We start from the raw sequence: 22453 nt of genomic DNA, 5'->3' as shown, positions 1-22453 counted from the left end.
TTGCCTGCCTCAGATGAAAGGGCGCCATCCGGTAGGACGGCGCCCTTTCATTATCCAACGCCTTCAAACGACCGGATTTGTTTTTCAGTTGTCCGGATCAGGACCGGAGAGAGTAATAAGCCAGCGATAAAGCCGCCAAGATGTGCCTCCCAAGCAAGGCCGCCTGAACTATTGGTTAGCAGCGCGGGGAGGGTGAAGATCAGCAGGAGCCAGAAATGGCTTTTGAGGATGTCGATGGTGGCAGATGCCATGTCCCTTGACCATAGCGGAATGGGAGGAAAATCAACGGCAGGAAACCGCACGATGAGGCCGATGAGTCCAAAGATTGCGCCTGATGCACCCAGCATGGGGGTGGTTCCGTAAGGGTGAAAGGCGAGATAGGTAGCTGCTCCGGCTAAGCCCGATAGCAGGAACAGGATATAAAATTTGGCCCAAGCGACGGCGTCGCCGCCCAGCCGTAATATCGTGACAGCGCTCAAACCGTATAGCGCGGTGCTATTCATCACGATGTGCATGATGGAGCCGTGCGCGAACATGTGCAGGATGATCGGCGCATATTGGCCTTGCCGCAGCTTTTGAGCCGAAATGGCCCAATCGACCATTCCGTTCGAGAAAAAATAGAGGATGAAGGCCAGCGTCATCGGGACGATGAGCAGTATAGCTGGTACATAGTGGTGCCATGGCAGCACGATCTCCTGGATGTCTGGATCGTCCGTCGTTGCGACCTGGGCTTCAGAACCGTTGGCTGCGGTCAGAGACACAGGCTCACTGCTTCTCATAGCTTGTCATCGAATAAGGCCGCGCCCTCACGCCGGTCGCCCATGTCTTGTTGGGTGCGGCCTGCATGGTGAAGCGCAGTTCGCCCCCGGCGCGCAGTTCCGCGTCGGTAATGTAGCCCCGATCAAGCGGCTTGCCGTTAAGAGTTACCCGGCTGACATAGGGGTTGGCGTCGGACAGGCCGTCTGCAATCACGGTGAAGTGCTTGCCGCCCGGCAGCGCCATGTCGGCGCGCTCCACGAAGGGGCGGCCGATCACATATTCGTTGCTGCCCGGTGCCACCGGATAGAAACCGAGCGCGGTGAAGACCAGCCAGGCGGACATTTGCCCCAGATCGTCATTGCCGGCCAGACCATCGGGCGTGGGCTTATACTGGCTATCTACGATCTGCTTCAGCCGCTCCTGCGTGCGCCAGGGCTGGCCCGCATAGCTGTAGAGATAGGCGACATGGTGGCTGGGTTCGTTGCCATGGATATATTGGCCGATCAGCCCGGCAATATCCTCGGCATGGCTATAGTCGAGCTTGCTGTTGTCATAGTCGAACATCGCGTCGAGCTTCGCCACGGTCTTTGCGTCACCGCCGAGCAGGCGGAACAGGCCGGCCTGATCGTGGGGCATGAACCAGCTATATTGCCAGGCATTGCCCTCCGTATAATCCGACCCGTAATTGATGGCGGTGGGATCGAAGGGGGTGCGGAAGCTGCCGTCTGCCTTGCGTGCGCGGAGGAAGCCGGTTTTCGCGTCGAAGCTGTTGCGCCAGTTTTGGGCGCGCTTTTCGAAGCGTTGGGCGGTCGCGCTGTCGCCGAGAATGCGGGCGAGGCGGGCGATGGTCCAGTCGTCATAGGCATATTCGACCGTCTTGGACGCGGCTTCGGGTTCGCGGTCGATGGGGACGTATCCGAGTTTCATATAGTCGCCGAGGCCGCCATAGGGGGCATAATCGGCGCTGGCGACCATGGCCTTCAGCGCGGCAGCGCAGTCGATGCCCTTGATCCCTTTCAGGCAGGCGTCGGCGATGACCGGGACGGCATGATAGCCGATCATGGTCCAGGTTTCCTTGCCGCCAAACTGCCAGACGGGGAGGATGCCGAAGGGGCTAGCCTTCTGCCCCGCGACCAGCGAGTTGACGAAATCGGCATTTTTCGCTTCGGGCTGGACCAGCGTGAGCAGCGGATGTTCGGCGCGGAACGTGTCCCAGAGCGAGAAGGTGGAATGCATGGTGAAGCCTTCACCCGCATGGACCTGATCGTCGGGACCGCGCCAGCGGCCGTCGGCGTCGCTCCAGACGCTTGGTGCCATCAGGCTGTGATAGAGGGCGGTGTAGATGTTGCGGCGCATCGGGGCGGGGGCGGCGATCTTCACCGCGCCCAGGGCATCGTTCCAGGCGGTACGGGTCTTGGCGCGGATCGTGTCGAAATCGCCCGGTTCGCTGGCGAGGTTGGCGATGGCGCCATCCTCATCGACGCCGGACAGGGCGACCTTCACCTCCAGCGGCTTTGTAAGCTGGCCGAAGTCGAGTTGCGCGACGATGGCGCGGCCGGAGAGGGAGTCGAGCGTTTCGGGGCCACGGCCCGGTCCCTTGAAGCCCTTGTAGAGCACATCCTTTTCGGTGCTGACGAACTGGTGGGCGGTCAGCGGTGCGGAGAAGCGCATGGCGAAGAAGATGCGGCGCGGCGTGGCCCAGCCGCGCACTTCGCGGGCGCCGGTGATCGTGCCGTCCGGGCGGATGCGGATGGAGGACCAGAGGATCTTGCCGGGATAGTCGTAGATGATGCTGCGCAGATCGAGCACCAGATGCGCGGCCTTGCCCGCCGGGAAGGCATAGCGGTGGATGCCGGTGCGGGTGCCGGCCGTCAGTTCCGCGCGGACGCCGGGGTCGGTCAGGGTGACGGCATAATAGCCGGGGGATGCGGTTTCGTCCGCCTTGCGGGAGCGGAAGCCGGGCGTCCTGTCGTCGCCGGCCTCCAGCGGGACGCTGTCGCCGCTGACCGGCATGACCAGGAAATCGCCGAGGTCGCTATGGCCCGCACCGGAAAAATGGGTGTGGGAGAAGCCGAGGATCGTCGGGTCTTCGTGGCGGTAGCCTGCGGCCCAATTATAGGTCTGGCGGGCGGGGCCGACATGGGTGTCGGGCGAGAGCTGGACCATGCCGAAGGGGGCGACGGCGCCGGGGAAGGTGTGGCCTTCGCCCGAAGTACCGATGAAGGGATCGACTGCCTCGACCGGATCGTCGCTGGCGGCCGGTGCGCTGGTCGGGCTTTGGGCCATAAGGGCTGTGCCGGCGAGGAGGCTGGCGGCGATGGCCGCGCGGGCGATGCGAAAGGCGTTCATGCGCCGGTTAAATCACGACTTTTACCATTGTCCAATAGTGTTGATTTGGCCGCATGAAGAAAGGCTGGGGTGGCGGTGGGCCGCGACATTGTCTAGCCTCCGAATCAGCAATGAAAAGAGCGTTGATCGTCCGTCATGTGCCGCGCGAGGGTGCGGCAGGGTATCTCCAGCCCATAGAGGCCGCTGGTTATCATATCGATCGCATCGATGTGGCCAGCCCCGATTTTGCCGGTGTGAACCTGTGCGAGCCTGACCTGCTCATCATGATGGGCGGGCCTATGGGCGTTTACGAACAGGATATCCATCCGTGGATTCCGGTGCAGATCGAGAAGCTGGCGGCGCGGCTGGCGGCAGATCGGCCGACTTTGGGGGTTTGTCTGGGCAGCCAGATGATTGCGGCGGCGCTGGGCGCGCGGGTCTATCCGGGCGGGCAGATGGAACTGGGCTTTGCGCCGGTCAGCGTGAATGCGGCGGGTGCTGCATCCCCGTTGCGGCATATTGATGGCGTGCCGGTGCTGCACTGGCATAGCGATACGTTCGATCTGCCCGACAATGTCGAATTGCTGGGATCGACGGCGAAATATGCGCACCAGGCGTTCCGACGCGGAGCCAATCTGCTGGCGGTGCAATTTCACGCGGAAATGGGCGAAGATCCGCGCTTCGAGGATTGGCTGACGCATTTCTGGGCCGATCTGGATGTGGCGCAGCAATGCGGGATCGCGTTGCGCGAGGATCATGGTTTGCATGGGCCGGTTGCGGTCGCGGCCGGCCGGGCGATGATCGGCGAATGGCTGGCGGGGATTGAAGCCTGAAGTCGGGTTGCTTTCATATCCGACTTTCTATTAACTCCGACAAATGACGAGGATGACCATGAAGGCCAGCCGCCGCGATATGCTCGCGGGCGGAGTGGCAGGGCTTGCGGCTGCGGGAGCGGTACGCGCGGGGGCGGCGCCGGTGGAGCGGGGTGGGGCGATGCTCGCGCCACGACCGCCGATGGGGTGGAATAGCTGGAACAGCTTTGCCACCACCATCACTGAGGCGCAGGCGCGCGAAACGGCCCGGATCATGGCGGAGAAGCTGCTGCCCTTCGGCTATGATGTCTTCACCGTCGACATCCAGTGGTACGAGCCGGAGGCGTCCAGCTACACCTATAATGCCAAGCCCAGGCCGGCGATGGACGCCCATGGCCGCATGATCCCGGCGCCCAATCGCTTTCCCTCCAGCGCGGGGGGTAAGGGGTTTACGCAGCTTGCCAGGGAGGTGCATGCACTGGGCCTGCAGTTCGGCATCCATGTCATGCGCGGCATTCCGCGCGCGGCGGTGGAGGCGAATTTGCCGATCCTGGGGACCAGCTATCGCGCGGCGGATGTGGCGGACAAGCGCAGCGTCTGTTCGTGGAACCCGGACATGTATGGCGTCGACATGACGCGGCCGGGCGCGCAGGCCTATTATGACAGTATCTTCCGCCTCTATGCGGAGTGGGGCGTCGATTTCGTCAAGATGGACGATATGAGCCGGCCCTATGACGCCCATGCGCCGGAGATCGAGGCGGCGCACAAGGCGATCGTGGCGACCGGGCGGCCCATAACCTTAAGCCTTTCGCCGGGGGAGACGCCGGTGATCCGGGGCGATCATGTCCGCAAATATGCGCAGATGTGGCGGATTTCCGACGATTTCTGGGATGACTGGGGGATGCTGGAGGCGCAGTTTACCCGGCTGGAAAACTGGACGCCCTGGCGCGGGCCGGGCAGCTGGCCGGATGCGGACATGCTGCCGCTGGGGCGGCTGGCGCTGGGCGAGCGGGATACGCGCTTTACCCCGGATGAGCAGAAGACGCTGATGACATTATGGGCGATCGCCCGGTCGCCGCTGATCATGGGGGGCGATTTGCGTCATCTGGATGCGGCGACTTTGGCGCTGCTGACCAACAGGGAGGTGATCGCGGTCAATCAGGCGAGTCATGGCAATTGCCCGCATTTCGTGGAGGATGGGGCACGGGTCTGGTCGGCCGTGCCGGAGGATGGGAAGGGGCGGTATCTGGCGCTGTTCAACACCGGCGACAAGGCGCGGGAGGTTGGCGTGAGGTTGCGCGATCTGGGGATCAGCGGACCGGTGGCGGTTCGGGATTTGTGGGAAGGGAAGGCGCTGGGTGCGCATGCAGAGCGGGTATCCGCGATGCTGCCGTCGCATGGGGCTGGGTTGTACCGTCTGAGCTAAAGACAAAAGACAAAAGCCCCTCCCTTTCAAGTTCAAACGAGTCACGTGCCTCGTTTGAAGGGTCGGGGTGGGTGCCTCCGAAGGAGGCTCGCTACGCTCGCTACCCACCCCCGGCCCCTCCCTAGAAGGGAGGGGAGAAGATTACTTCCGGACCGCTGCGCTCTTGTCGCGTGCTGCCTTGAACTCCGATCCGGCCTTCCATTGCGGCCAACGGGTCGAGTTTGCGAGGTCGCGGCCGATGTCGAGCATCAGCTCTACGTCCTGCGCGGCGCCGTCCAGCTTCCATGTGTCGTCCACGGCGTCGCAGGCCTGATGATAGCATTTGCCGGTATAGGCATCGATCCACGCCTGACCCGCCGCCCGGCCGCCCTCCACCATGTCGGATGCGCCGGCGAGGCCCATCATCAGCAGCACGGGCACGCCGCGCTTGGCCATGGAGAAATGGTCGGCGCGGTAGAAGAGGCCGCGTTCGGGCAGGCTTTCCTGCGTGATGACGCGGCCCTGTGCCGAGGCGAATTTGGCGAGGTCGTCCTCAAGGCTGTTCTGGCCCTTGCCAATCAGGATCACATCCTTGGCCTTGCCGGCGGTCTGGAGCACGTCGATGGTGAGGTTCGCGACCATCTTGTCGAGCGGATAGACCGGGTTCTGGGCATAATGTTCGGAACCCAGCAGGCCGCGTTCCTCTGCCGTCCAGGCGGCGAAGACGATCGAGCGGTCGGGGGCGGGGCCAGCCTTGAAGGCGCGGGCGATTTCGAACAGGCCGGCCATGCCGAGCGCGTCGTCATTGGCGCCGGCGCGGTAGATGCGGCCCTGCGCGTCGGGCTTGCCAGCGCCATAGGCGTCCCAATGGGCGCCATACATGACGGTTTCGTCCGGCCGCTTGGCGCCGGGAATGCGAGCGAGGACGTTGGCGCTCTGCACGACTTCCTGGGTTACCGGGAAGGCGGCGGAGAAGGTCGCGCCCTTGAGCTCGACCGGCTTGAATTTGGCGGAGCGGGCCTGCTTGCGCAGGGCGCCGAGGTCTTGTCCGGCGCCTGCGAAGAGGGCTTTGGCCGCGTCGCCTTCGACCCAGCCCTGCACTTGCAGGCTGGTCAGCTTGTCGGCGGGGCGGACGAGGTCGTAATTTTCGCCGCCGGGGCTGACGACGACGTTCCAGCCATAGCCGGCGCCCGGCGTGTCATGCACGATCAGCGCGCCGATCGCGCCGCGACGGGCGGCTTCCTCGAACTTGTAGGTCCAGCGGCCATAATAGGTCATGGTCTTGCCGCCGAACTTGCCGAACGGGTCTTCGCCCTTGGCCGCCTCGAAATCCGGGTCGTTGATGAGGAAGACAGCGACCTTGCCCTTCAGGTCCGCGCCCTTGAAATCGTCCCAGCCGCGTTCGGGGGCGGAGACGCCATAGCCGACGAAGACCATCGGTGCGTTGGCGACGGCGACCTTGTCCCTGGGCTGGAGGGTGGAGAGGTAGACTTGCCGGCCGAAGGTCCAGGGGGTGACGGTGCCGTTCTGGGCGACGGAGAGGGTTTCCGACTGGCCGAGGCGGGTGTGGAGCAAGGGAACTGTCTGCACCCACTGGCCGTCCGGGCCACCCGGCTCCAGCCCTAACTGCTCGAAGCGGGCGACGAGATAGCCGATGGTGCGCTCTTCACCGATGGTGCCGGGCGCGCGACCCTGAAACAGGTCGGAAGCGAGGGTGCGGACCGACTGTTCGAGGCGGGCCGGTTCGACGGTCTGGGCGTGAACGGGAAGGGCGGCAAGGCCAAGGGCCAGAGCGAGGGTGCGTGTGATCATGGACCCGCTCTAACCCCCCGGTGCGATGGGGGAAAGGCTGTTTAAAACTCGGTTTCGAGTTCGATCATTTCGTCGGGTTCGGCGCGGGCATCCTCTATCCATTCGCGCATCAGGGGCCAGCTGTTGATGGTTTCGCAATAGGCGGCGGACTTGCGCGATACCGCCACGGCATAGGTCAGGAAACGCTGCGCCACGGGGGCGAACATGGCGTCGGCCACGGTCGGTTCGTCGCCGAACAGCCAGGGGCCGCCATAGCTGTCGAGGCATTCGGCCCAGATGGTTTCGACCCGCTCAATATCCGGGCGGGCGCCGGGAAAGACCGGGAATTTGCTGTGCCGGACCTTGAGGTTCATCGGCAGGGCGGAGCGGAGGTTGGCGAAGCCGGAATGGATTTCGCCGGAGACGGACCGGCAATGGGCGCGTGCCTTCCGATCGGTGGGATACATGCCGACATTGGGGTAAAGTTCGTGCAGATATTCGGCGATCGCCAGCGTGTCCCAGACGCTTGCGCCCTCATGCGTCAGGCGCGGTACCAGCACGGAGGGGGAAAGAAGCAGCAATTCGGCGCGATTTTCCGGATCGTCCAGCGCAACCATCTGTTCCACCACCCGCAACCCCGCGAGTCGGCACAAAAGCCAGCCGCGCAGCGACCAGGAAGAGTAGTTTTTGCTGGAAAGAGTGAGCGTCGCGACGGCCATGAGAGACTCTCCTGCTTTTGTACAACCTCACATTTATGATGATGCAGTGCAACATTAAAAGCATGTATAGCGTTGCATCAAAATACTGATTCGATTTCGGGTTCACAGGATAAGGCTCAGCCACCATCATGCGCATGCTCTACAGCGGTTATCAGGCCTGGAACGACATGCTGGCGCCAGCGCGGTTCGGGGCGCAGGTCGCGCTGGGCATGCGCGACAAGATGGGGCCGATGGCCGATTGGGCGATGCCGCGCCGCATGTTCGCCCTGATGGACGTGTTCCAAGGCGCGAAGCTGACGCATAAGCGGCCGGCCTATGACATTCATACCGTCCAGAGCGGCAATGCCGAGGTGTCGGTGCGCGAGGAGATTGCGCTGGAACTGCCGTTCGGCGACCTGCTGCATTTCGTGAAGGATGAGGTGGAGGCAGAACAGCCGCGCGTATTGGTGGTGGCGCCGATGTCGGGGCATTTTTCCACCTTGTTGCGCAGCACGGTTCAGACGCTGTTGCAGGACCATGACGTCTATATCACCGACTGGAAGAATGCGCGCGACGTGCCGCTGGAGGCCGGGCGGTTCGGTTTCGACGATTATGTCGACTATATCATACAGTTCCTGCAGGAACTGGGCGAGGGCGCGCATCTGGTATCGGTGTGCCAGCCCTGCGTGCCGGCGATGGCGGCGGTGGCGCTGATGTCCGAGGACAAGGACCGGGCGACGCCCCGGTCGATGACGCTGATGGGCGGGCCGATCGACCCCAATGCGGCGCCGACCGCGGTGAACGATCTGGCCAATGAAAAGCCGATCGAATGGTTCGAGGAGAATCTGATCTCCGTCGTGCCGTTCCGCTATGCCGGACGCGGGCGGGAGGTTTATCCGGGCTTCCTGCAACTGTCGGCCTTCATGTCGATGAACATGGAGCGGCATTCTTCGCAGCATCGCGAACTCTATCAGTTGCTGGCCGACGGTAAGACGGTCGAGGCGGACAAGATCAAGACATTCTATGAGGAATATTTCGCGGTCCTCGACATGACCAAGGAATTTTACCTCGAAACCGTGGACATGGTGTTCCAGCGGACCTTGCTGGCCAAGGGCGAGATGACCGTGCGCGGGCGCAAGGTCAATCCGGGCGCGATCCGCAATACGGCGCTGCTGACGGTCGAGGGCGAGCGCGACGATGTGTGCGCGGTGGGCCAGACATCGGCCGCGCATGCGCTGTGCACCGGGCTGCGGCCGCATATGAAGCGCCACCATCTGCAACCGGGCGTCGGCCATTATGGCGTCTTTTCCGGGAGCAAATGGGAAAAGCAGGTCTATCCGCAGGTGCGGAACATGATCCTGGCGATGAACTGAGGGCGAGCCGCGCGATAGGAAAAGCGCGGCTTAACTTCGCATATTTCCCGCTAATTTCGACATTTTCGTGCGTGGTGGCGACAGGATGTTGCGCTTCGTCTTCGGGTGTGACGGGCGTTGACGATGGGAAAGAGTCGGGATGGCTTTTACCAGCGCGGCGGCGTGTAGGACAGATTTTGGTGGGGCAATGGCGCTTGCCAAAGGCTGAGTGGGTATGGCGGCCCGATGGATCCTGAAACAAGTTCAGGATGACGTCGGATATGATGAACCGGTTTCGCATAAACCGGATGGCGATGCCGGTGCGTCAGTCAGCCCTTCTTCTGCTTGTCGATCAGGACGGCCTGTTGCCAATTGCCGGGCGCCTTGTCGGTGCGGTGGATGCAGCCGGGCCAGCAGCAGGGGCGCTTCTTGCCCTCCAGCAATTCCTCACAGGTGCGGGCGATGCGGCGCTCGCGGGTCTTTGCCTGTTTGGCGTCATCGACCCAGCAGATGAATTCGTTGCGGCCGAGCGGGGTCAGGCCTTCCCAAAGCTGAAGGATATGCGGGTCCGACCCGAGTGCGGTTTGCAGGTCTTGCGCGGCTTCATGGACCGTGCCGTGGGCGAAAGCGTCTGACATAGGCTGGTTCCCGGTGGAGCGGCCCTAGTCTGGCTGCGGCGGTGGCGGATGTCCATGGCGGCGCGGTGGTCAGCGTTCCGGGCGGGTCCAGATCCAGCTACCGCCGATCAGCGCGGCGGCGACGGGGATGAGATACCAGGGCCAGGGCGAGAAGATCAGCGCCAGTATGACGCTGAAGGCGAAGGCGCCGATCGCGGCCTTCTTGCCCCGGCGACTGATCGCGCCATGTTCGCGCCAGCGGCGGATATGCGGGCCGAAATGCTTGTGATCCAATAGCTTCGCTTCAAGGCGGGGGCTGGAGCGGGCGAAGCAGAAGGCGGCGAGAATCATGAACGGAACGGTGGGCAGCAGCGGCAGGAAGGCGCCGATCGTGCCGAGGCCGATCGAGAGGAACCCTGCGATAAGATAGAGGTGCCGCCGCATGGGGTGTCCTGTGGGGGTGGGGGTAAATTGCTATTGCTTCGCAGGTGCAGGGTGGAATGGCAAGGTGGTTGTGGGGATGACGAAGAAGGGTGGGGATCGCGAAATGGCGGCTTTCAGGCCGTCATTGCGAGCGAAGCGAAGCAATCTACTGTGGCGCACCATGGATTGCTTCGCTTCGCTCGCAAAGACGAAAATGGGTGGACGGCGGACTGTCCACTTTCGAGCGGCGCGGCGTCACAAGCAGACACGGCTAAAACAAAACGCCCATCCGCTTCCGATCATAGTCCAGAAGCCACCCATCGAAGCTCGAATAGGCATCGCGCAGTCGTGCCGCGTCATCAGCCATTACGTCCATTCCCCGATCATCATAGGCATGGAGCATGATAGAATTATCAGGATCGATCAAAAAAGTCACGACGGACGCGCTTGGGTAGATCGGCATTTCATCGGCAATTGCGTGCCAAAGAATCGTGTCACGAGCAGCCTTGTTATTGCTTATTTCGTAGCTGCGAACTGTCCAGACATCCGCCTCATCGCCATGTGAGTCTGGATAAAGTGGGGTGTTCCACTCGCCGATTTGATCGGCGTTAAAGCCAGTAGACTTCAGCGCATCGAAGCCATTTTTTACTTCGGTAATGCCTATGGGGTTCGGCTCTCGTCCGTTCCAAGCGACCAGGCCAACGCAACTCTTGCAGAATAGCCTGTCGGCTATGGTTGAAGACCTATGAAGCGCTTGGATAAAGCGAGGAACTGACTGGCCGATGTTATCGAACTCTTCGCCGCCAAGCTCAAAGCGCAACCGCACATCATCCGGGCCGAAACGACGTGCCCAAAGTCTCGACCATAAAGTTTCTATGCCGGAAATTGCCATGAGGCTAGTTATCAGGATCGCCCCGGATGGCGCAATGTCCGCTTTCAGGTCCGTTAAACGCCGAGCCAGCTGGCAATTTCTGGTCGCGAGCCGCCGCTCTCTATCACGCCGCCGGCAGACGCAGCCTTACCAGCAATCCGCCCAGATCCTCGCTTTCCTCCAGCGCCACCGATCCGCCGTAGATTTCGGCGACGTCGCGGACGATGGCGAGGCCGAGGCCGGTGCCGGGTTTGCCGCTGTCGAGACGGACGCCGCGATCGAAGATGCGGACGCGGTCGGCCTCCGGTATGCCCATGCCGTCATCCTCGACCTGGATTTCCACCATGCCGCCGGTGCGGGCGACCACGGTCGCGAAGACGCTGCCGCCGCCATATTTGGCGGCATTTTCGATGAGGTTGCCGAGCATTTCGTCGAGATCCTGCCGCTCTACGCGGACGGCGGCGTCCTTGTCGCCGTCCATGTCGACGCGGGCTTCGGGGTAGAGGCGCTGCACGGCGCGCTCGACGGCGGTGAGGCTGGGCCAGACCTCCGCGCGGCTCTGCGCGGCGCCGCGACGGCCGACGGCGCGGGCGCGGGCGAGGTGATGGTCGACCTGCCGCCGCATCGTCGTCGCTTCGCGGATGACGGCGTCGCCAAGGTCGGGCGCCTGCGCGGTGGCGGCATTCATGATGACGGTGAGCGGGGTTTTCAACGCATGGGCGAGGTTGCCGGCATGGGTGCGGGCTTCCTCCGCCTGCCGCTCATTATGGGCGAGCAGGGCGTTGAGTTCCTCGACCATGGGGAGGACTTCTGCGGGCATGGGTTCGGTAACGCGGTTCTTCTGCCCGTCGCGCATGCGGATGATTTCAAGCCGTACCTTGCGCAACGGCCGCAGGCCGTAGAAGGTCTGGAGCGTCGCCAGGACGAAGAGGCCGAGCGCGAGCAGGGCGAAGCTCTTGAACAGGGTGGAGCGGAGCGTGCGGATCTGGCTGTCCAGCCCCTCGCGCGCCTGCGCCACCATGAACATCCAGCGCGTGTTCGATCCGGGCAGGATGACGGTGCGTTCCATGACGCGCAGATCCTCGCCGGGGAACTGCTTGCTGTTGTAGATGTGGAGGTGGCGGTCATTATGCTGGGCCGGCACCTTGAGCGCGCGGTCCCAGAGCGAGCGGGAGCGCCAGTCTTCATGGCCCTTCGCGCTGATCTGGTAATAGAGGCCGCTGCTGGGTTCGAGGAAGCGCTGGTCGGCCAGTTCGCGGTTGAACAGGACTTCGCCGTCCGGGCCGATTTCCGACGTCGCGATCATCGCGGTCAGCACATAGTTCATGCCGTCGTCGAAATTGCGGGTGATCGCGTCGGCCAGCACCCGGTCCAGCGCCACGCCGCCGCCGATCAGCAGCACGCTGATCCACAGCGCGGCGATGCCCATCATCCGACGGCTGATGGAGCCGGTGGAGCGGACGGGGGGAGGGGATATAGGATCGGTCATGCGGACGTCTACAATAGCCCCAAAAGCCGTTCGCCCTGAGCCTGTCGAAGGGCTCTTCTTCCTTTTGAAGAAAAGAAAAGGGCTTCGACAGGCTCAGCCCGAACGGTCGAGGGGTGAGTAGGATTCAGCGCCCCGGCTCGTCCAGGCTGTAGCCGAGGCCACGGATGGTGGTGATGACGTCGGCACCCAGTTTCTTGCGGATGCGGGTGACGAAGACTTCGATCGTGTTGGAATCGCGGTCGAAATCCTGATCGTAAATATGTTCGATCAGTTCGGTGCGGCTGACCACCTTGCCCTTGTGATGGAGCAGGTAGGAGAGCAGCTTATATTCCTGCGCGGTGAGCTTTACCGGGTCGCCCTTGAGCGTGACCTTGCCCGAGCGGGTGTCGAGGCGGACGTCGCCGGCGGTGAGTTCGCTCGACGCATTGCCCGATGCGCGGCGGATGAGCGCGCGCAGGCGGGCGATCAGTTCCTCGCTCTGGAAGGGCTTGGCGAGATAATCGTCGGCGCCCGCGTCCAGCCCGGCGACCTTGTCCGACCAGCTGTCGCGCGCGGTGAGGACCAGCACCGGGAAGGCGCGGCCTTCCTTGCGCCAGCGGTCGAGCACGGTCAGGCCGTCGATGGTGGGCAGGCCGAGGTCGAGCACGACCGCGTCATAGCTTTCGGTCGCGCCGAGGAAATGGCCGTCCTCACCATCGGTAGCGAGGTCCACGGCATAGCCGGCGCCTTCCAGCGTGTTCCTGAGCTGCTGGCCCAGATTCGGTTCATCCTCGACGATCAGCAGGCGCATGGGGCTTTTGTCCGTTTCTGTTATGCGTGAATCTTAAAGGGCGCGCGCCGGTCAGCGCGCCATGCCGATGATATCGCCTGTCCGGCCATCGGCATCAACCCATACGACCTTGCCGTCCTTCACATATTTGAGGCGATAGCGGTTGGACGAGGGGTTGAATTCGCTGCCGACATAGGAGGCACCATCGACCGCCGCATCGACGCGGCGTTTTATCATGGCGAAGGGCATGACCTGCCCCTCCAGCATCGCCCGGCGCGCGGCATCCTGCTCGTCGCGGCGGTTGCCGGCGTCGGCGGCGGGGATGGCCACCGCCAGAGCAAGGGCTGCCGTGATCGCAGCAGTAAGGCTGTTCCACTTCATATTCATGGGCATGGCATAGGTGAATGGCATTGAACAGGTGGTGAATGGCGCGAAGATGAACAGAAAAGGCGACGGCACACAAGCGCCGCCGCCTTTTGCGTCGATTACTTTTCCAGCGCGTATTGCACCGTCAGGGTGACCGACGCGCTGACCTGGCCGGGTTCGACCGGGGTGACGGGGGCCGAGTCCGCCTTGAACCGGGCGGTCATGGCCATCGGCATGGGCGGCTGGCCACCGCTGTTGCTTTCGGCGATCGAGACGAGGCGCGCGCTGCGATAGCCGGCCGCCTGGGCATAGAAGTCCGCCTGCGCCTTCGCGCTCTTGAGCGCGGTGCCGCGCGCCTGCTGGATCATCGGCGAGGGATCGTCGATCGAGAAGCTGGGGCCGTTGATATTGGTGGCGCCGGCCGCGACGAAGGCGTCGAGCGAGGCGCCGACCTTCTTGATGTCGCGCAGCTTCACGGTCAGCTGATTGGAGGCCTCATAGCCGATGAAGCGCGGCCCTTCCGGCTGGCCGTCGCGGTTGCTGTAATCATATTGGGCGTTGAGGTTGATGCCGCTGGTCTGGATGTCCTTCTTGGCGATGCCGGCTTTTGCGAGGGCGGCGATCAGCTTTTCGGTTTTGGCGGCATTATCCTGCATGGCGGCCTGCGCGGTCATGGCGCGGGACTGGACGCCGGTGCCCACGGTGGCGACATCGGGCGCGGCTTCGACGCTTTCGGTGACGTTGAGCGTCACGATCGGCGCCGTCTCTGCGATGGTGACGCTGGTCTGGGCAACAGCCGCGACCGGAAGGGCGGCGGCGCCGAGCGCCATCAGGGCGAGAGCGGATTTCATGGACGTTTCTCCTCTGTGAGTCCTTGCCCCCATATTTGGCCGGGGTGCGATGAATGGACGCTGTCCTGCGTTGAAAGCCGTCTGACAGCTTTCGGGTTCCGCTGTTCGCTACGCTCGCAATGACGAGGGAGGGGCGGATAAGGTGGTTCCACCGCCCAAGAAAATGCTCTAGCTGCACCGCCATGGCAGCTCCTATTCTCTCGTTCGAAAATCTTGGCCTCTCGCAGGGTTCGCACTGGCTTTTTCGTGGCCTCAATATCGCCGTGGGGGCGCGGGATCGGCTGGCGCTGATCGGCCGCAATGGCGTGGGCAAGACGACGCTGCTGAAGCTGATCGGCGGGCAGATCGAGCCGGACGAGGGCGTGCGGTCGGTGCAGCCGGGCGCACGGGTCATTACGCTGGAGCAGGACCCGGACGTCACGCCGTTCCAGACGCTGCATGATTTTGCGCTGGCGGGCGAGTTCGCGCCGCCCGCGCATGAGGTGGAGGCGATTGCCGACCAGCTGGGCATTGACCTGAGCCGGGAAGCGAAAACGGCGAGTGGGGGTGAGCGGCGCCGCGCCGCGATTGCGCGGGCGCTGGCGAGTGAACCGGACCTGCTGTTGCTGGACGAACCGACCAACCATCTGGACATCGCCGCGATCGACTGGATCGAGAACTGGATGGCGCGCTATAATGGCGCCTTCATCGTCATCAGCCATGACCGCGCCTTTCTGACGCGGCTGACGCGCCAGACCTTGTGGCTGGATCGGGGGCAGATGCGGCGCAACGAGATCGGCTTTGGCGGGTTCGAGCAGTGGATGGAAGCGGTCTACGCCGAAGAGGCGCGGGCGGCGGAGAAGCTGGACGCGAAGCTGAAGATCGAGGCGCACTGGCTGGAGCGCGGCGTCACGGCGCGGCGCAAGCGCAATCAGGGACGGCTGGCGAAACTGTGGGAGATGCGGGCGACGCGCGCGGCGATGCAGGGGCCGCAGGGCACGGCCAAGATCGCGGTGGCGAGCGACGACAGCAAAACCAAGAGCGTCATCAAGGTCGAGCATGTCACGAAGACTTTCGGCGACCGGACCATCATCAAGGATTTCAGCCTGCGGGTGCAGCGCGGTGACCGGATCGGCATCGTCGGCGGCAATGGTGCGGGCAAGTCCACGCTGCTGAAGCTGCTGACCGGCGAACTGGCGCCAGATAGTGGTAGCGTGACACTGGCCAAGACGCTGGACATGATCTTCATCGACCAGCAGCGCAGCCTGATGCAGGGCGACAAGAGTGTGCGCGACGTGCTGGCCGAAGGAGGCGACTGGATCGACGTGCGTGGGGTGCGCAAGCATATCCATGGCTATCTCAAGGATTTTCTGTTCGATCCGAGCCTTGCCGAGGCGAAGGTCGCGACATTGTCGGGCGGCGAGCGGTCGCGGCTTTTATTCGCGCGGGAATTTGCGCGCGAATCCAACCTGCTGGTGCTGGACGAACCGACCAACGATCTGGACCTCGAAACGCTCGACCTGTTGCAGGAAGTGATCGCGGATTATGACGGGACGGTGCTGATCGTCAGCCATGATCGCGACTTCCTCGATCGCACGGTCACGGTGACTTTGGGGCTGGACGGTACCGGAGTCGTCGATGTGATCGTGGGCGGCTATGCCGACTGGATCAACAAGCGCGACCCGCGCAAGGCGGCGAAGGTCGAGAAGAAGGACGCCGCGCCGCCACCGCCCCCCAAGCCGGTGTCGGCGAAGCTGAGCTACAAGGATCAGCGCGACCTGGACCTGCTGCCCAAGCGGATCGAGGAACTGGAAGCGGCGATTGCGCGGGATGAGGAGGCTTTGGCCGACCCGGCGCTCTATACGAAAGATCCCCAAAAATTTGCGGCGCTGACCGGAGCGATCGAGAAGGCGCGGACCGAGAAGGATGCGGCCGAGGAGCGCTGGCTGGAACTGGCGGAAAAGGCGGAAGGGTTGGCGGGGTAACGCCCCGTTTGCGTTTGGTTTGAGCGTATCGAGAACCGTTTCTCGACTTCGCTCGAAACGAACGGCAGAGTAGGTGTCAGACGCAGTGAAGGGGGATGTGATGGACACGCAAACCGGGCCGATCCCCCACCACGCCATCCACTATGTCAACCGGGTCGGCTGGCTGCGGGCGGCGGTGCTGGGGGCGAATGACGGGATCGTGTCGACCGCCAGCCTGATGGCCGGCATCGCGGCATCCGGAGCGTCTTCGCAGGCCATTTTGTTGACGGGCGTGGCGGCATTGGTCGCGGGGGCCATGTCGATGGCGGCGGGCGAATATGTGTCGGTGAGCGCGCAGTCCGATACCGAGCGCGCGGACCTGGCCAAGGAAGAAAAGGCGCTGCGCACCCAGCCCCATGCCGAATGGTTGGAATTGCGCGACATCTATGTCGAGCGTGGGCTGACACCGGAACTGGCGGGGGAGGTGGCCGAGCAGTTGATGGCGGCCGACGCGCTGGGCGCCCATGCGCGCGACGAACTGGGCATATCCGATCTGGCGACGGCGCGGCCGGTGCAGGCGGCGCTGGCGTCTGCCGCGAGTTTTGCTGCTGGGGCCGCGCCGCCGGTCGTGGCGGCGGCGATGGCGCCGGCTGGCGGCGCAATCGTGGCGATCGTTGGGGTGTGTCTGCTCTGCCTTGCGCTGCTGGGGCATGTCGGTGCAAAGCTGGGTGGGGCCAAGCCGTTGCGGTCGATCGTCCGGACATTGTTCTGGGGGGCGCTGGCAATGGGGGTGACGGCGGGTGCGGGGCATCTGTTCGGCGCGGCGATTTGATGCCAAGGTCCGCGCCGACCTGATTCCCAAGGAGACGCCCCATGACCGATATCCAGCAGATCCCGCTCAAGACCATCAAGGGGGCGGACGCCAGCCTGGCCGATTATGCGGGCAAGGTGGTGCTGGCGGTCAATGTCGCGTCCAAATGCGGCCTGACCCCGCAATATGAGGGGCTGGAAAAGCTCTATGCCGATTATAAAGACAAGGGGCTGGTGGTCGCTGGCTTCCCCGCCAATGACTTCGGGGCGCAGGAACCGGGCAGCAATGACGAGATTGCGACCTTCTGCACCACCAATTTCGGCGTGGAATTTCCGATGTTCGAAAAGATCGTCGTCACCGGGCCGGACAAGCATCCGCTCTATGCCGCGCTGACCAGCGCGCAGCCCGATGCGCAGGGCGATGGCGCGGCGTTCCGCGAGAAACTGACCGGCTATGGCATTACGCCCAATCCGGAGCCCGAGGTGTTGTGGAATTTCGAGAAGTTCGTGATTGCCAGGGATGGCAGCGTGGCGGCGCGCTTTGCGCCGACGACTGCGCCGGACGACCCGGCGCTGGTCGCGGCGATCGAGGCGGAACTGGCCCGATGAAAACAGGTAAAGTGATCGCGCGGAGTCTGATTGCAAGCGCGCTGCTGCTGGGTGGCGCGCCGATGGTGCATGCGGCGCTCAGCCCGGCCGAGCAGAAGATCGGCACGACCGTGGAAGCGGGCTATGAACCATCGGTCGCGCTGCTGGAGAAACTGGTCAACCAGAATAGCGGGTCGATGAATCTGGCCGGTGTGAAGGCGGTGGCCGACATGCTGCGGCCGGAATTCGAGGCGCTGGGCTTTACCGTGACGTGGAAGCCGATGGATGCGGCCAAGCGGGCCGGCCATCTGATCGCCGTGCACAAGGGCAAGGCGGGCAGCACGAAGATGCTGTTGATCGGGCATCTCGATACCGTGTTCGAGCCGGATTCGCCGTTCCAGACATTCGTCCGCGAGGGCGATTTTGCTCGCGGTCCGGGCGTCGCCGATGACAAGGGCGGGGTGGTGACGATGATCCTCGCGCTCAAGGCGATGCAGGCGGCCGGGACGCTGAAGGGCGCCAATATCGAAGTGGTGCTGACCGGGGATGAGGAGGATTCGGGCGATCCGGTCGAGATCGCGCGGGCCGATCTGGTCGCAGCGGGCAAGCGGGCCGATGTGGCGCTCGATTTCGAGGGGCTGAGCCAGGAAAATGGCAAGGATATGGGATCGATCGCCCGTCGCTCCTCGAACAACTGGACGCTGACCACGACGGCCAAGTCGGGCCATAGTTCGGGCATTTTCTCTGCCGAGGCGGGGGATGGTGCGGTGTATGAACTGGCGCGGATATTGGTGGCTTTCCGCAAGGAATTGCCGGAGCCGAACCTGACCTTCAACGCCGGGCTGATCGGCGGCGGGCAGAGCGCGGAGATCGACAAGGACGGCGTGCGCATCGCGGTGACGGGCAAGACCAACATCATCCCGCCGATCGCGGTGGCGAAGGGCGATTTCCGCACGCTGAGCGAGGATCAGACCAGGCGGGTGCGCGACAAGATGCAGGCGCTCGTGGATCGCGAGCATCTGAATGGGACTTCGGCGACGATTGCTTTCGATCAGGGCTATCCGTCGATGGCCCCGACCGAGGGGAACAAGGCGTTGCTGGGCAAGCTGAACGGCATCAATCGCGACCTTGGCCTGCCGGAGATGGCGGCGCTCGATCCGCTGAAGCGCGGAGCGGGCGACATCAGCTTCGTCGCGGCGGACACGGACGGGCTGGTCGGGCTGGGGCTGGCGTCCAGCGGCGACCATAGCCCGGCGGAAAAGGCGGACCTGTCGACCATGAAGCGGCAGGCCAAGCGCGCCGCGATATTGATGAGCCGGCTGGCGGGGGAGAAGGGGCGGAAGTAAAAGGATGTTGGTGCTCCTGCGAAAGCAGGAGCCCAGTGTTCCGGGCATGGGGCTTGCTGCCCTAGGCTCCTGCTTTCGCAGGAGCACGTTAAGGGTTAGACGAAACCATGCTTCCGCCCACGCCCTCGCTTGCCACCTCCATTGGTCCGGTGCTCGAAACATTGAGTATCGTCGGCACATTCGTTTTTGCCGCGTCCGGCGCGCTGGCGGCGGCGCGGTTGCGGCAGACATTGGTGACCTTCGCCTTCTTCGCGCTGGTGACGGGGGTAGGCGGCGGCACCGTGCGCGACCTGCTGATCGGGGCGCCGGTCTTCTGGGTAGTGGATGCGGTGCCGGCAATCGCTTGCATGGGCGCGGCTTTGGTGGTGTGGTTCACCCCGCGCCGCTGGTGGAGCGACCGGGCGCTGGACTGGCTTGATGCGATTGGCCTCGCCGCCTTCGCCGTTTTCGGCGCGGCCAAGGCGATGAGTTTCGGCGTGCCGCCCTTCGTCGCGGGGATGATGGGGGTGGTGACCGGCTGCGTCGGCGGCATCATGCGCGATCTGCTGGCGGGGGAGCCGTCGATCCTGTTGCGGCCGGAACTCTATGTGACGGCGGCGGCGTTTGCGTCGGGGCTGTTCGTGGCGTTGCGCTGGGTCGGGCTGGACGTGCCGGTCGCGGGGGTAGTGGCGGCGCTGCTAGGGTTTGGGCTGCGGGCCGTGGCAATCTGGCGCGGGTTGGGGTTGCCGGTTTATCGGGATGAGCAGGGTTAGCGGGCGTCCAATTGATCAATCAACAAGACTAATGGTGCGCGGTGATGCCGTGTATGCGCGGCAAATCCGTTGCCGGTAACTGACACCGTGCGACCAACATATTTTTTCAGTTGGGCGATCATATGCGCATCTCGTCCGGCGACATGCACGTCCGTAAAATGCTGGCTGGGATCGGCAAAATCGCCGCCATCGTCGATGCATATTGCCGAGGGAAGCTGAACGATGAACGCACGCTCGGTTTTGTTATAAGCGTCGTCTCGAAAGGTCGCATGGGTAAGTCTGCCTGTGACAGTTACTTTTGAGTCGACGGCCGAAACGTCAATGCATGGAGCAGCGATTTTGGACCCGAGCGGTTGTGAATGAACTGGGATAGCTGCACCCAGAAGCAACATAGTCGCCAGAATTTGCTGTTGATGCATGTCTGATCTCACCATGCGAGAGAGATGACCATATGGGCTGAGTATATATTCCTCCTCTGAAAAGAGAGCGAGTGGTGAGGGGGATTCGTGCAACGTCCCAGCGTTGCGCTATACCCCTCCGTCAGGGCTTCGCCCTGCCACCTTCCCTTCCAGGGGAGGATTTCGGTATCACCGCCACAGGCCCGCCAGCATCGCCAGCATGCCGCGTTCGTCCGCAGCGTTGCGCTGTTTCGGCGCGCCGTAGCCGCGGCATTCGAGGCAGTCGGCGCGCACGCCGGCGCCCATGACCAGCGCCTTGATGTCCGACACGGCCTGCGTTGCCCAGCCGCGTTGCATCCAGGCCTGACGGGCGAGCATGTCGCGCGGGGCGGTGGCGCTGTCCTGTTCGCGGTCGGCAAGGGACTGGACGAACTCGGCGAACTTGTCCGGTTCCTTCTCGATATAATAGGCTTTGGCCTTGGCCGGATCGAGTTTCGCGCGGCGGGCGGCTTCGGCGATGGCGTCTTCCAGGCCACCGAAGCGGTCGACCAGACCGATCTGGCGCGCGGTGCCGCCGTCCCAGACACGGCCCTGCGCGATGGCGTCGATGGCTTCGGGCGATTTCTTGCGCGACTGGGCGACGAGGCCGACGAAGCGGCGATAGATGTCCTCGACCCCCAATTGCATGATCTGGTCGAATTGCGGTGTGGTGCCGCCGGTGACGTCCGGCTGGCCCGACAGCGGCGTGGTGCGAACGCCGTCGGTGGTGATGCCCATCTTCGCCAGCGTCCCTTCAAAGCTGGGGATGATGCCGAACACGCCGATCGAGCCGGTGATGGTGTCCGGCTCGGCGAAGATGATATCGCCCGGCGTCGACACCCAATAGCCGCCGCTGGCCGCGACATTGGCCATGGAGACGACCACGGGCAGGCCGGCCGACTTGGCTTGCAGGATGGCGCCGCGAATCTTTTCCGAGGCCATGACCGAGCCGCCCGGCGAATCGACACGGACGACGAGGGCTTTCAGCTTCTTTTCGTCCAGCGCGGTCAGCAGCAGGTCGGAGATGGTATCGCCCGCCGCCGTGCCGGGACCGGCTTCGCCGTCGACGATATCGCCGGCCACGGTCAGCACGCCGATCTGGCCATCATTGGCGGGTTTACGCGCCTTTACATAGGCGGCGAGGTCGATGGTGGCGAAGCTGCCGGCCTTGTCGCTGGAGGCTTTGCCGGCGATCTGGGCGACACGTTCCCCGAAGGCGGATTCGTCGCCCAACTTGTCGACCAGACCAGCGGCGAGCGCGGCCTTGGCAATGTCGCCATTGGTGGCGCGGGCGGCGGCGGCGGGATCATTGGCATAGGCGGCGATCTTCGCCCTGGGCCGGGCCTTCGTCACGTCATCCTGCCAGCTTTGCCACAGGGCGCCGGCCAGTACCTGATTGGCCTGCTTGGCTTCGGGCGATTGTTCGGTGCGGGTGAAGGGTTCGACGAAGCTCTTGTAGGTGCCGACGCGATAGACATGGGTGTTGACGCCCAGCTTGTCGATCAAGCCCTTATAGTAAAGTTGCGAGCCGCCGCGGCCGAGGATGGCGACGCCGCCGACGGGATCGCTCCATATTTCGCTGGCATGGGCGGCGAGTTGATAGCCGTCGTCGCTGTAGAGGGTGGCATAGGTGAGTACCGGTTTCTTGGCGGCGCGCACGGCGTCCAGCGCCTTGCCCACGCGGCTCATCGCCACCTGTCCGCCGCCGACGAAGCCGTCGAGGTTGAGGACGACAGCTTTGACCTTGGCGTCACTCTTTGCCGCATCGAGTGCGGCGATGATGTCGGACAGGCGATATTCCTTCGCCTCCGGGCCGGAGCCGCTGAGCAGCGCCATGGCGCTGGTTTCGGCGGGCTGTTCGACGATGCTGCCGTCCAGATCGAGCAGCAGCGCGCCCGACGACACGGTCTTGGCCGGCTTGGGCGAGAAGGAGAGGGCGGCATAGAGCGCGCCGAAGAAAAGCAGCAGGAAGAGGAGGACGAGGCCGTCCTTGATCGCGACCAATATGCGCCAGGCGCCCTTCACAAATGCCAAGTTGCTGCTTCC

Annotated in this window: 21 protein-coding genes; 8 read left to right on the top strand and 13 right to left on the bottom strand. The window is 63.7% G+C overall.

The features are described from left to right. Positions 1-50 precede the first annotated feature (50 nt). Both ACNHGR_RS08480 and ACNHGR_RS08475 read right to left on the bottom strand, forming a co-directional pair. A complete protein-coding gene (locus ACNHGR_RS08480; RefSeq protein ID WP_475285387.1) occupies positions 51-761 on the bottom strand; it encodes a rhomboid family intramembrane serine protease in 711 nt (236 codons plus the stop codon). 4 nt (positions 762-765) lie between these two features. Continuing rightward, on the bottom strand, positions 766-3108 hold the full coding sequence (locus ACNHGR_RS08475; protein WP_475285385.1) for a GH92 family glycosyl hydrolase: 2343 nt from the start codon (positions 3106-3108) through the stop codon (positions 766-768). A 110-nt stretch (positions 3109-3218) separates the two neighbouring features. Between ACNHGR_RS08475 and ACNHGR_RS08470 the strand changes: the two genes are divergently transcribed. Further along, on the top strand, positions 3219-3920 hold the full coding sequence (locus ACNHGR_RS08470) for a glutamine amidotransferase (RefSeq protein WP_475285383.1): 702 nt from the start codon (positions 3219-3221) through the stop codon (positions 3918-3920). Between the two features lie 52 nt (positions 3921-3972). Continuing rightward, positions 3973-5325 (top strand): glycoside hydrolase family 27 protein, encoded by a 1353-nt coding sequence (locus ACNHGR_RS08465; RefSeq protein WP_475285381.1) that lies wholly within the window; start codon positions 3973-3975, stop codon positions 5323-5325. A 141-nt stretch (positions 5326-5466) separates the two neighbouring features. On the opposite strand, the gene ACNHGR_RS08460 is transcribed toward ACNHGR_RS08465, so the two are convergent. Together ACNHGR_RS08460 and ACNHGR_RS08455 are read right to left on the bottom strand one after the other, a co-directional pair. Next, positions 5467-7116, bottom strand: coding sequence for a M28 family metallopeptidase (locus ACNHGR_RS08460; RefSeq protein ID WP_475285379.1), 1650 nt, complete (start codon positions 7114-7116; stop codon positions 5467-5469). Positions 7117-7157: 41 nt separating this feature from the next. Then, entirely contained in the window at positions 7158-7814 is a 657-nt protein-coding gene (locus tag ACNHGR_RS08455) for a glutathione S-transferase (protein ID WP_475285377.1), read from the bottom strand. Positions 7815-7942: 128 nt separating this feature from the next. Here ACNHGR_RS08455 and ACNHGR_RS08450 point away from each other — a divergent pair, with 128 nt between their 5' ends. Further along, positions 7943-9166: a polyhydroxyalkanoate depolymerase gene (locus tag ACNHGR_RS08450; RefSeq protein ID WP_475285376.1), complete on the top strand. Its 1224-nt coding sequence runs from the start codon at positions 7943-7945 to the stop codon at positions 9164-9166. Positions 9167-9474: 308 nt separating this feature from the next. Here the strand turns inward: ACNHGR_RS08450 and ACNHGR_RS08445 are convergent, their stop codons facing one another. The 7 genes from ACNHGR_RS08445 to ACNHGR_RS08415 all read right to left on the bottom strand — a co-directional run bounded on the left by ACNHGR_RS08445 (position 9475) and on the right by ACNHGR_RS08415 (position 14531). Then, positions 9475-9783 carry a YdeI/OmpD-associated family protein gene (locus tag ACNHGR_RS08445; RefSeq protein WP_475285374.1) on the bottom strand — a complete coding sequence of 103 codons (309 nt, stop codon included), beginning with the start codon at positions 9781-9783 and terminating at the stop codon, positions 9475-9477. Between the two features lie 69 nt (positions 9784-9852). Continuing rightward, positions 9853-10206 carry a YbaN family protein gene (locus ACNHGR_RS08440; protein WP_475285372.1) on the bottom strand — a complete coding sequence of 118 codons (354 nt, stop codon included), beginning with the start codon at positions 10204-10206 and terminating at the stop codon, positions 9853-9855. Positions 10207-10456: 250 nt separating this feature from the next. After that, positions 10457-11077 (bottom strand): DUF3885 domain-containing protein, encoded by a 621-nt coding sequence (locus ACNHGR_RS08435; protein ID WP_475285371.1) that lies wholly within the window; start codon positions 11075-11077, stop codon positions 10457-10459. Between the two features lie 103 nt (positions 11078-11180). After that, positions 11181-12488, bottom strand: a complete 1308-nt coding sequence (locus ACNHGR_RS08430) for a sensor histidine kinase (protein WP_475288365.1) — start codon at positions 12486-12488, stop codon at positions 11181-11183. Between the two features lie 181 nt (positions 12489-12669). After that, positions 12670-13335: a response regulator transcription factor gene (locus tag ACNHGR_RS08425; RefSeq protein ID WP_066601032.1), complete on the bottom strand. Its 666-nt coding sequence runs from the start codon at positions 13333-13335 to the stop codon at positions 12670-12672. A 51-nt stretch (positions 13336-13386) separates the two neighbouring features. Next, positions 13387-13725 (bottom strand): hypothetical protein, encoded by a 339-nt coding sequence (locus tag ACNHGR_RS08420; RefSeq protein WP_184271876.1) that lies wholly within the window; start codon positions 13723-13725, stop codon positions 13387-13389. Positions 13726-13799: 74 nt separating this feature from the next. Further along, on the bottom strand, positions 13800-14531 hold the full coding sequence (locus ACNHGR_RS08415) for an SIMPL domain-containing protein (RefSeq protein ID WP_184266001.1): 732 nt from the start codon (positions 14529-14531) through the stop codon (positions 13800-13802). A 182-nt stretch (positions 14532-14713) separates the two neighbouring features. On the opposite strand from ACNHGR_RS08415, the gene ACNHGR_RS08410 reads away from it, so the two are divergent. From ACNHGR_RS08410 to ACNHGR_RS08390, 5 genes are all read left to right on the top strand, one after another. Next, positions 14714-16495, top strand: a complete 1782-nt coding sequence (locus ACNHGR_RS08410) for an ABC-F family ATP-binding cassette domain-containing protein (protein WP_475285368.1) — start codon at positions 14714-14716, stop codon at positions 16493-16495. Positions 16496-16595: 100 nt separating this feature from the next. After that, a complete protein-coding gene (locus tag ACNHGR_RS08405; RefSeq protein ID WP_475285366.1) occupies positions 16596-17306 on the top strand; it encodes a VIT1/CCC1 transporter family protein in 711 nt (236 codons plus the stop codon). Positions 17307-17347: 41 nt separating this feature from the next. Further along, on the top strand, positions 17348-17893 hold the full coding sequence (locus tag ACNHGR_RS08400) for a glutathione peroxidase (protein WP_475285364.1): 546 nt from the start codon (positions 17348-17350) through the stop codon (positions 17891-17893). A 62-nt stretch (positions 17894-17955) separates the two neighbouring features. Beyond that, the gene (locus ACNHGR_RS08395; protein WP_475288364.1) at positions 17956-19218 is read left to right on the top strand and encodes a M20/M25/M40 family metallo-hydrolase; all 1263 of its coding nucleotides are present in this window, start codon (positions 17956-17958) and stop codon (positions 19216-19218) included. Between the two features lie 107 nt (positions 19219-19325). Beyond that, positions 19326-19970, top strand: a complete 645-nt coding sequence (locus ACNHGR_RS08390) for a trimeric intracellular cation channel family protein (RefSeq protein WP_475285362.1) — start codon at positions 19326-19328, stop codon at positions 19968-19970. On the opposite strand, the gene ACNHGR_RS08385 is transcribed toward ACNHGR_RS08390, so the two are convergent. Both ACNHGR_RS08385 and sppA read right to left on the bottom strand, forming a co-directional pair. After that, positions 19967-20389: a DUF4431 domain-containing protein gene (locus ACNHGR_RS08385; protein WP_475285360.1), complete on the bottom strand. Its 423-nt coding sequence runs from the start codon at positions 20387-20389 to the stop codon at positions 19967-19969. The genes ACNHGR_RS08390 and ACNHGR_RS08385 overlap by 4 nt on opposite strands. 168 nt (positions 20390-20557) lie before the next feature. Beyond that, positions 20558-22441 (bottom strand): signal peptide peptidase SppA, encoded by a 1884-nt coding sequence (gene sppA, locus ACNHGR_RS08380; protein ID WP_475285358.1) that lies wholly within the window; start codon positions 22439-22441, stop codon positions 20558-20560. Positions 22442-22453: the final 12 nt, after the last annotated feature.

It is taken from the genome of Sphingobium sp. RS1, from assembly GCF_056156825.1.
Note: the sequence above shows the minus strand (reverse complement) of the source record. Positions and strands in the feature narration are given on the sequence as shown.

What these genes read in the sequence shown, in the direction of transcription:
- ACNHGR_RS08400 (WP_475285364.1), top strand. Translation starts at nt 17,348, where the DNA reads ATGACCGATATCCAGCAGATCCCGCTCAAGACCATCAAGGGGGCGGAC.
- ACNHGR_RS08470 (WP_475285383.1), top strand. Translation starts at nt 3,219, where the DNA reads ATGAAAAGAGCGTTGATCGTCCGTCATGTGCCGCGCGAGGGTGCGGCA.
- ACNHGR_RS08385 (WP_475285360.1), bottom strand. Translation starts at nt 20,389, where the DNA reads ATGCATCAACAGCAAATTCTGGCGACTATGTTGCTTCTGGGTGCAGCT.
- ACNHGR_RS08445 (WP_475285374.1), bottom strand. Translation starts at nt 9,783, where the DNA reads ATGTCAGACGCTTTCGCCCACGGCACGGTCCATGAAGCCGCGCAAGAC.
- ACNHGR_RS08455 (WP_475285377.1), bottom strand. Translation starts at nt 7,814, where the DNA reads ATGGCCGTCGCGACGCTCACTCTTTCCAGCAAAAACTACTCTTCCTGG.
- ACNHGR_RS08475 (WP_475285385.1), bottom strand. Translation starts at nt 3,108, where the DNA reads ATGAACGCCTTTCGCATCGCCCGCGCGGCCATCGCCGCCAGCCTCCTC.
- ACNHGR_RS08395 (WP_475288364.1), top strand. Translation starts at nt 17,956, where the DNA reads ATGGTGCATGCGGCGCTCAGCCCGGCCGAGCAGAAGATCGGCACGACC.
- ACNHGR_RS08415 (WP_184266001.1), bottom strand. Translation starts at nt 14,531, where the DNA reads ATGAAATCCGCTCTCGCCCTGATGGCGCTCGGCGCCGCCGCCCTTCCG.
- ACNHGR_RS08460 (WP_475285379.1), bottom strand. Translation starts at nt 7,116, where the DNA reads ATGATCACACGCACCCTCGCTCTGGCCCTTGGCCTTGCCGCCCTTCCC.
- ACNHGR_RS08435 (WP_475285371.1), bottom strand. Translation starts at nt 11,077, where the DNA reads ATGGCAATTTCCGGCATAGAAACTTTATGGTCGAGACTTTGGGCACGT.
- ACNHGR_RS08405 (WP_475285366.1), top strand. Translation starts at nt 16,596, where the DNA reads ATGGACACGCAAACCGGGCCGATCCCCCACCACGCCATCCACTATGTC.
- ACNHGR_RS08410 (WP_475285368.1), top strand. Translation starts at nt 14,714, where the DNA reads ATGGCAGCTCCTATTCTCTCGTTCGAAAATCTTGGCCTCTCGCAGGGT.
- ACNHGR_RS08425 (WP_066601032.1), bottom strand. Translation starts at nt 13,335, where the DNA reads ATGCGCCTGCTGATCGTCGAGGATGAACCGAATCTGGGCCAGCAGCTC.
- ACNHGR_RS08420 (WP_184271876.1), bottom strand. Translation starts at nt 13,725, where the DNA reads ATGCCATTCACCTATGCCATGCCCATGAATATGAAGTGGAACAGCCTT.
- ACNHGR_RS08450 (WP_475285376.1), top strand. Translation starts at nt 7,943, where the DNA reads ATGCGCATGCTCTACAGCGGTTATCAGGCCTGGAACGACATGCTGGCG.
- ACNHGR_RS08465 (WP_475285381.1), top strand. Translation starts at nt 3,973, where the DNA reads ATGACCATGAAGGCCAGCCGCCGCGATATGCTCGCGGGCGGAGTGGCA.
- ACNHGR_RS08430 (WP_475288365.1), bottom strand. Translation starts at nt 12,488, where the DNA reads ATGATGGGCATCGCCGCGCTGTGGATCAGCGTGCTGCTGATCGGCGGC.
- ACNHGR_RS08440 (WP_475285372.1), bottom strand. Translation starts at nt 10,206, where the DNA reads ATGCGGCGGCACCTCTATCTTATCGCAGGGTTCCTCTCGATCGGCCTC.
- ACNHGR_RS08390 (WP_475285362.1), top strand. Translation starts at nt 19,326, where the DNA reads ATGCTTCCGCCCACGCCCTCGCTTGCCACCTCCATTGGTCCGGTGCTC.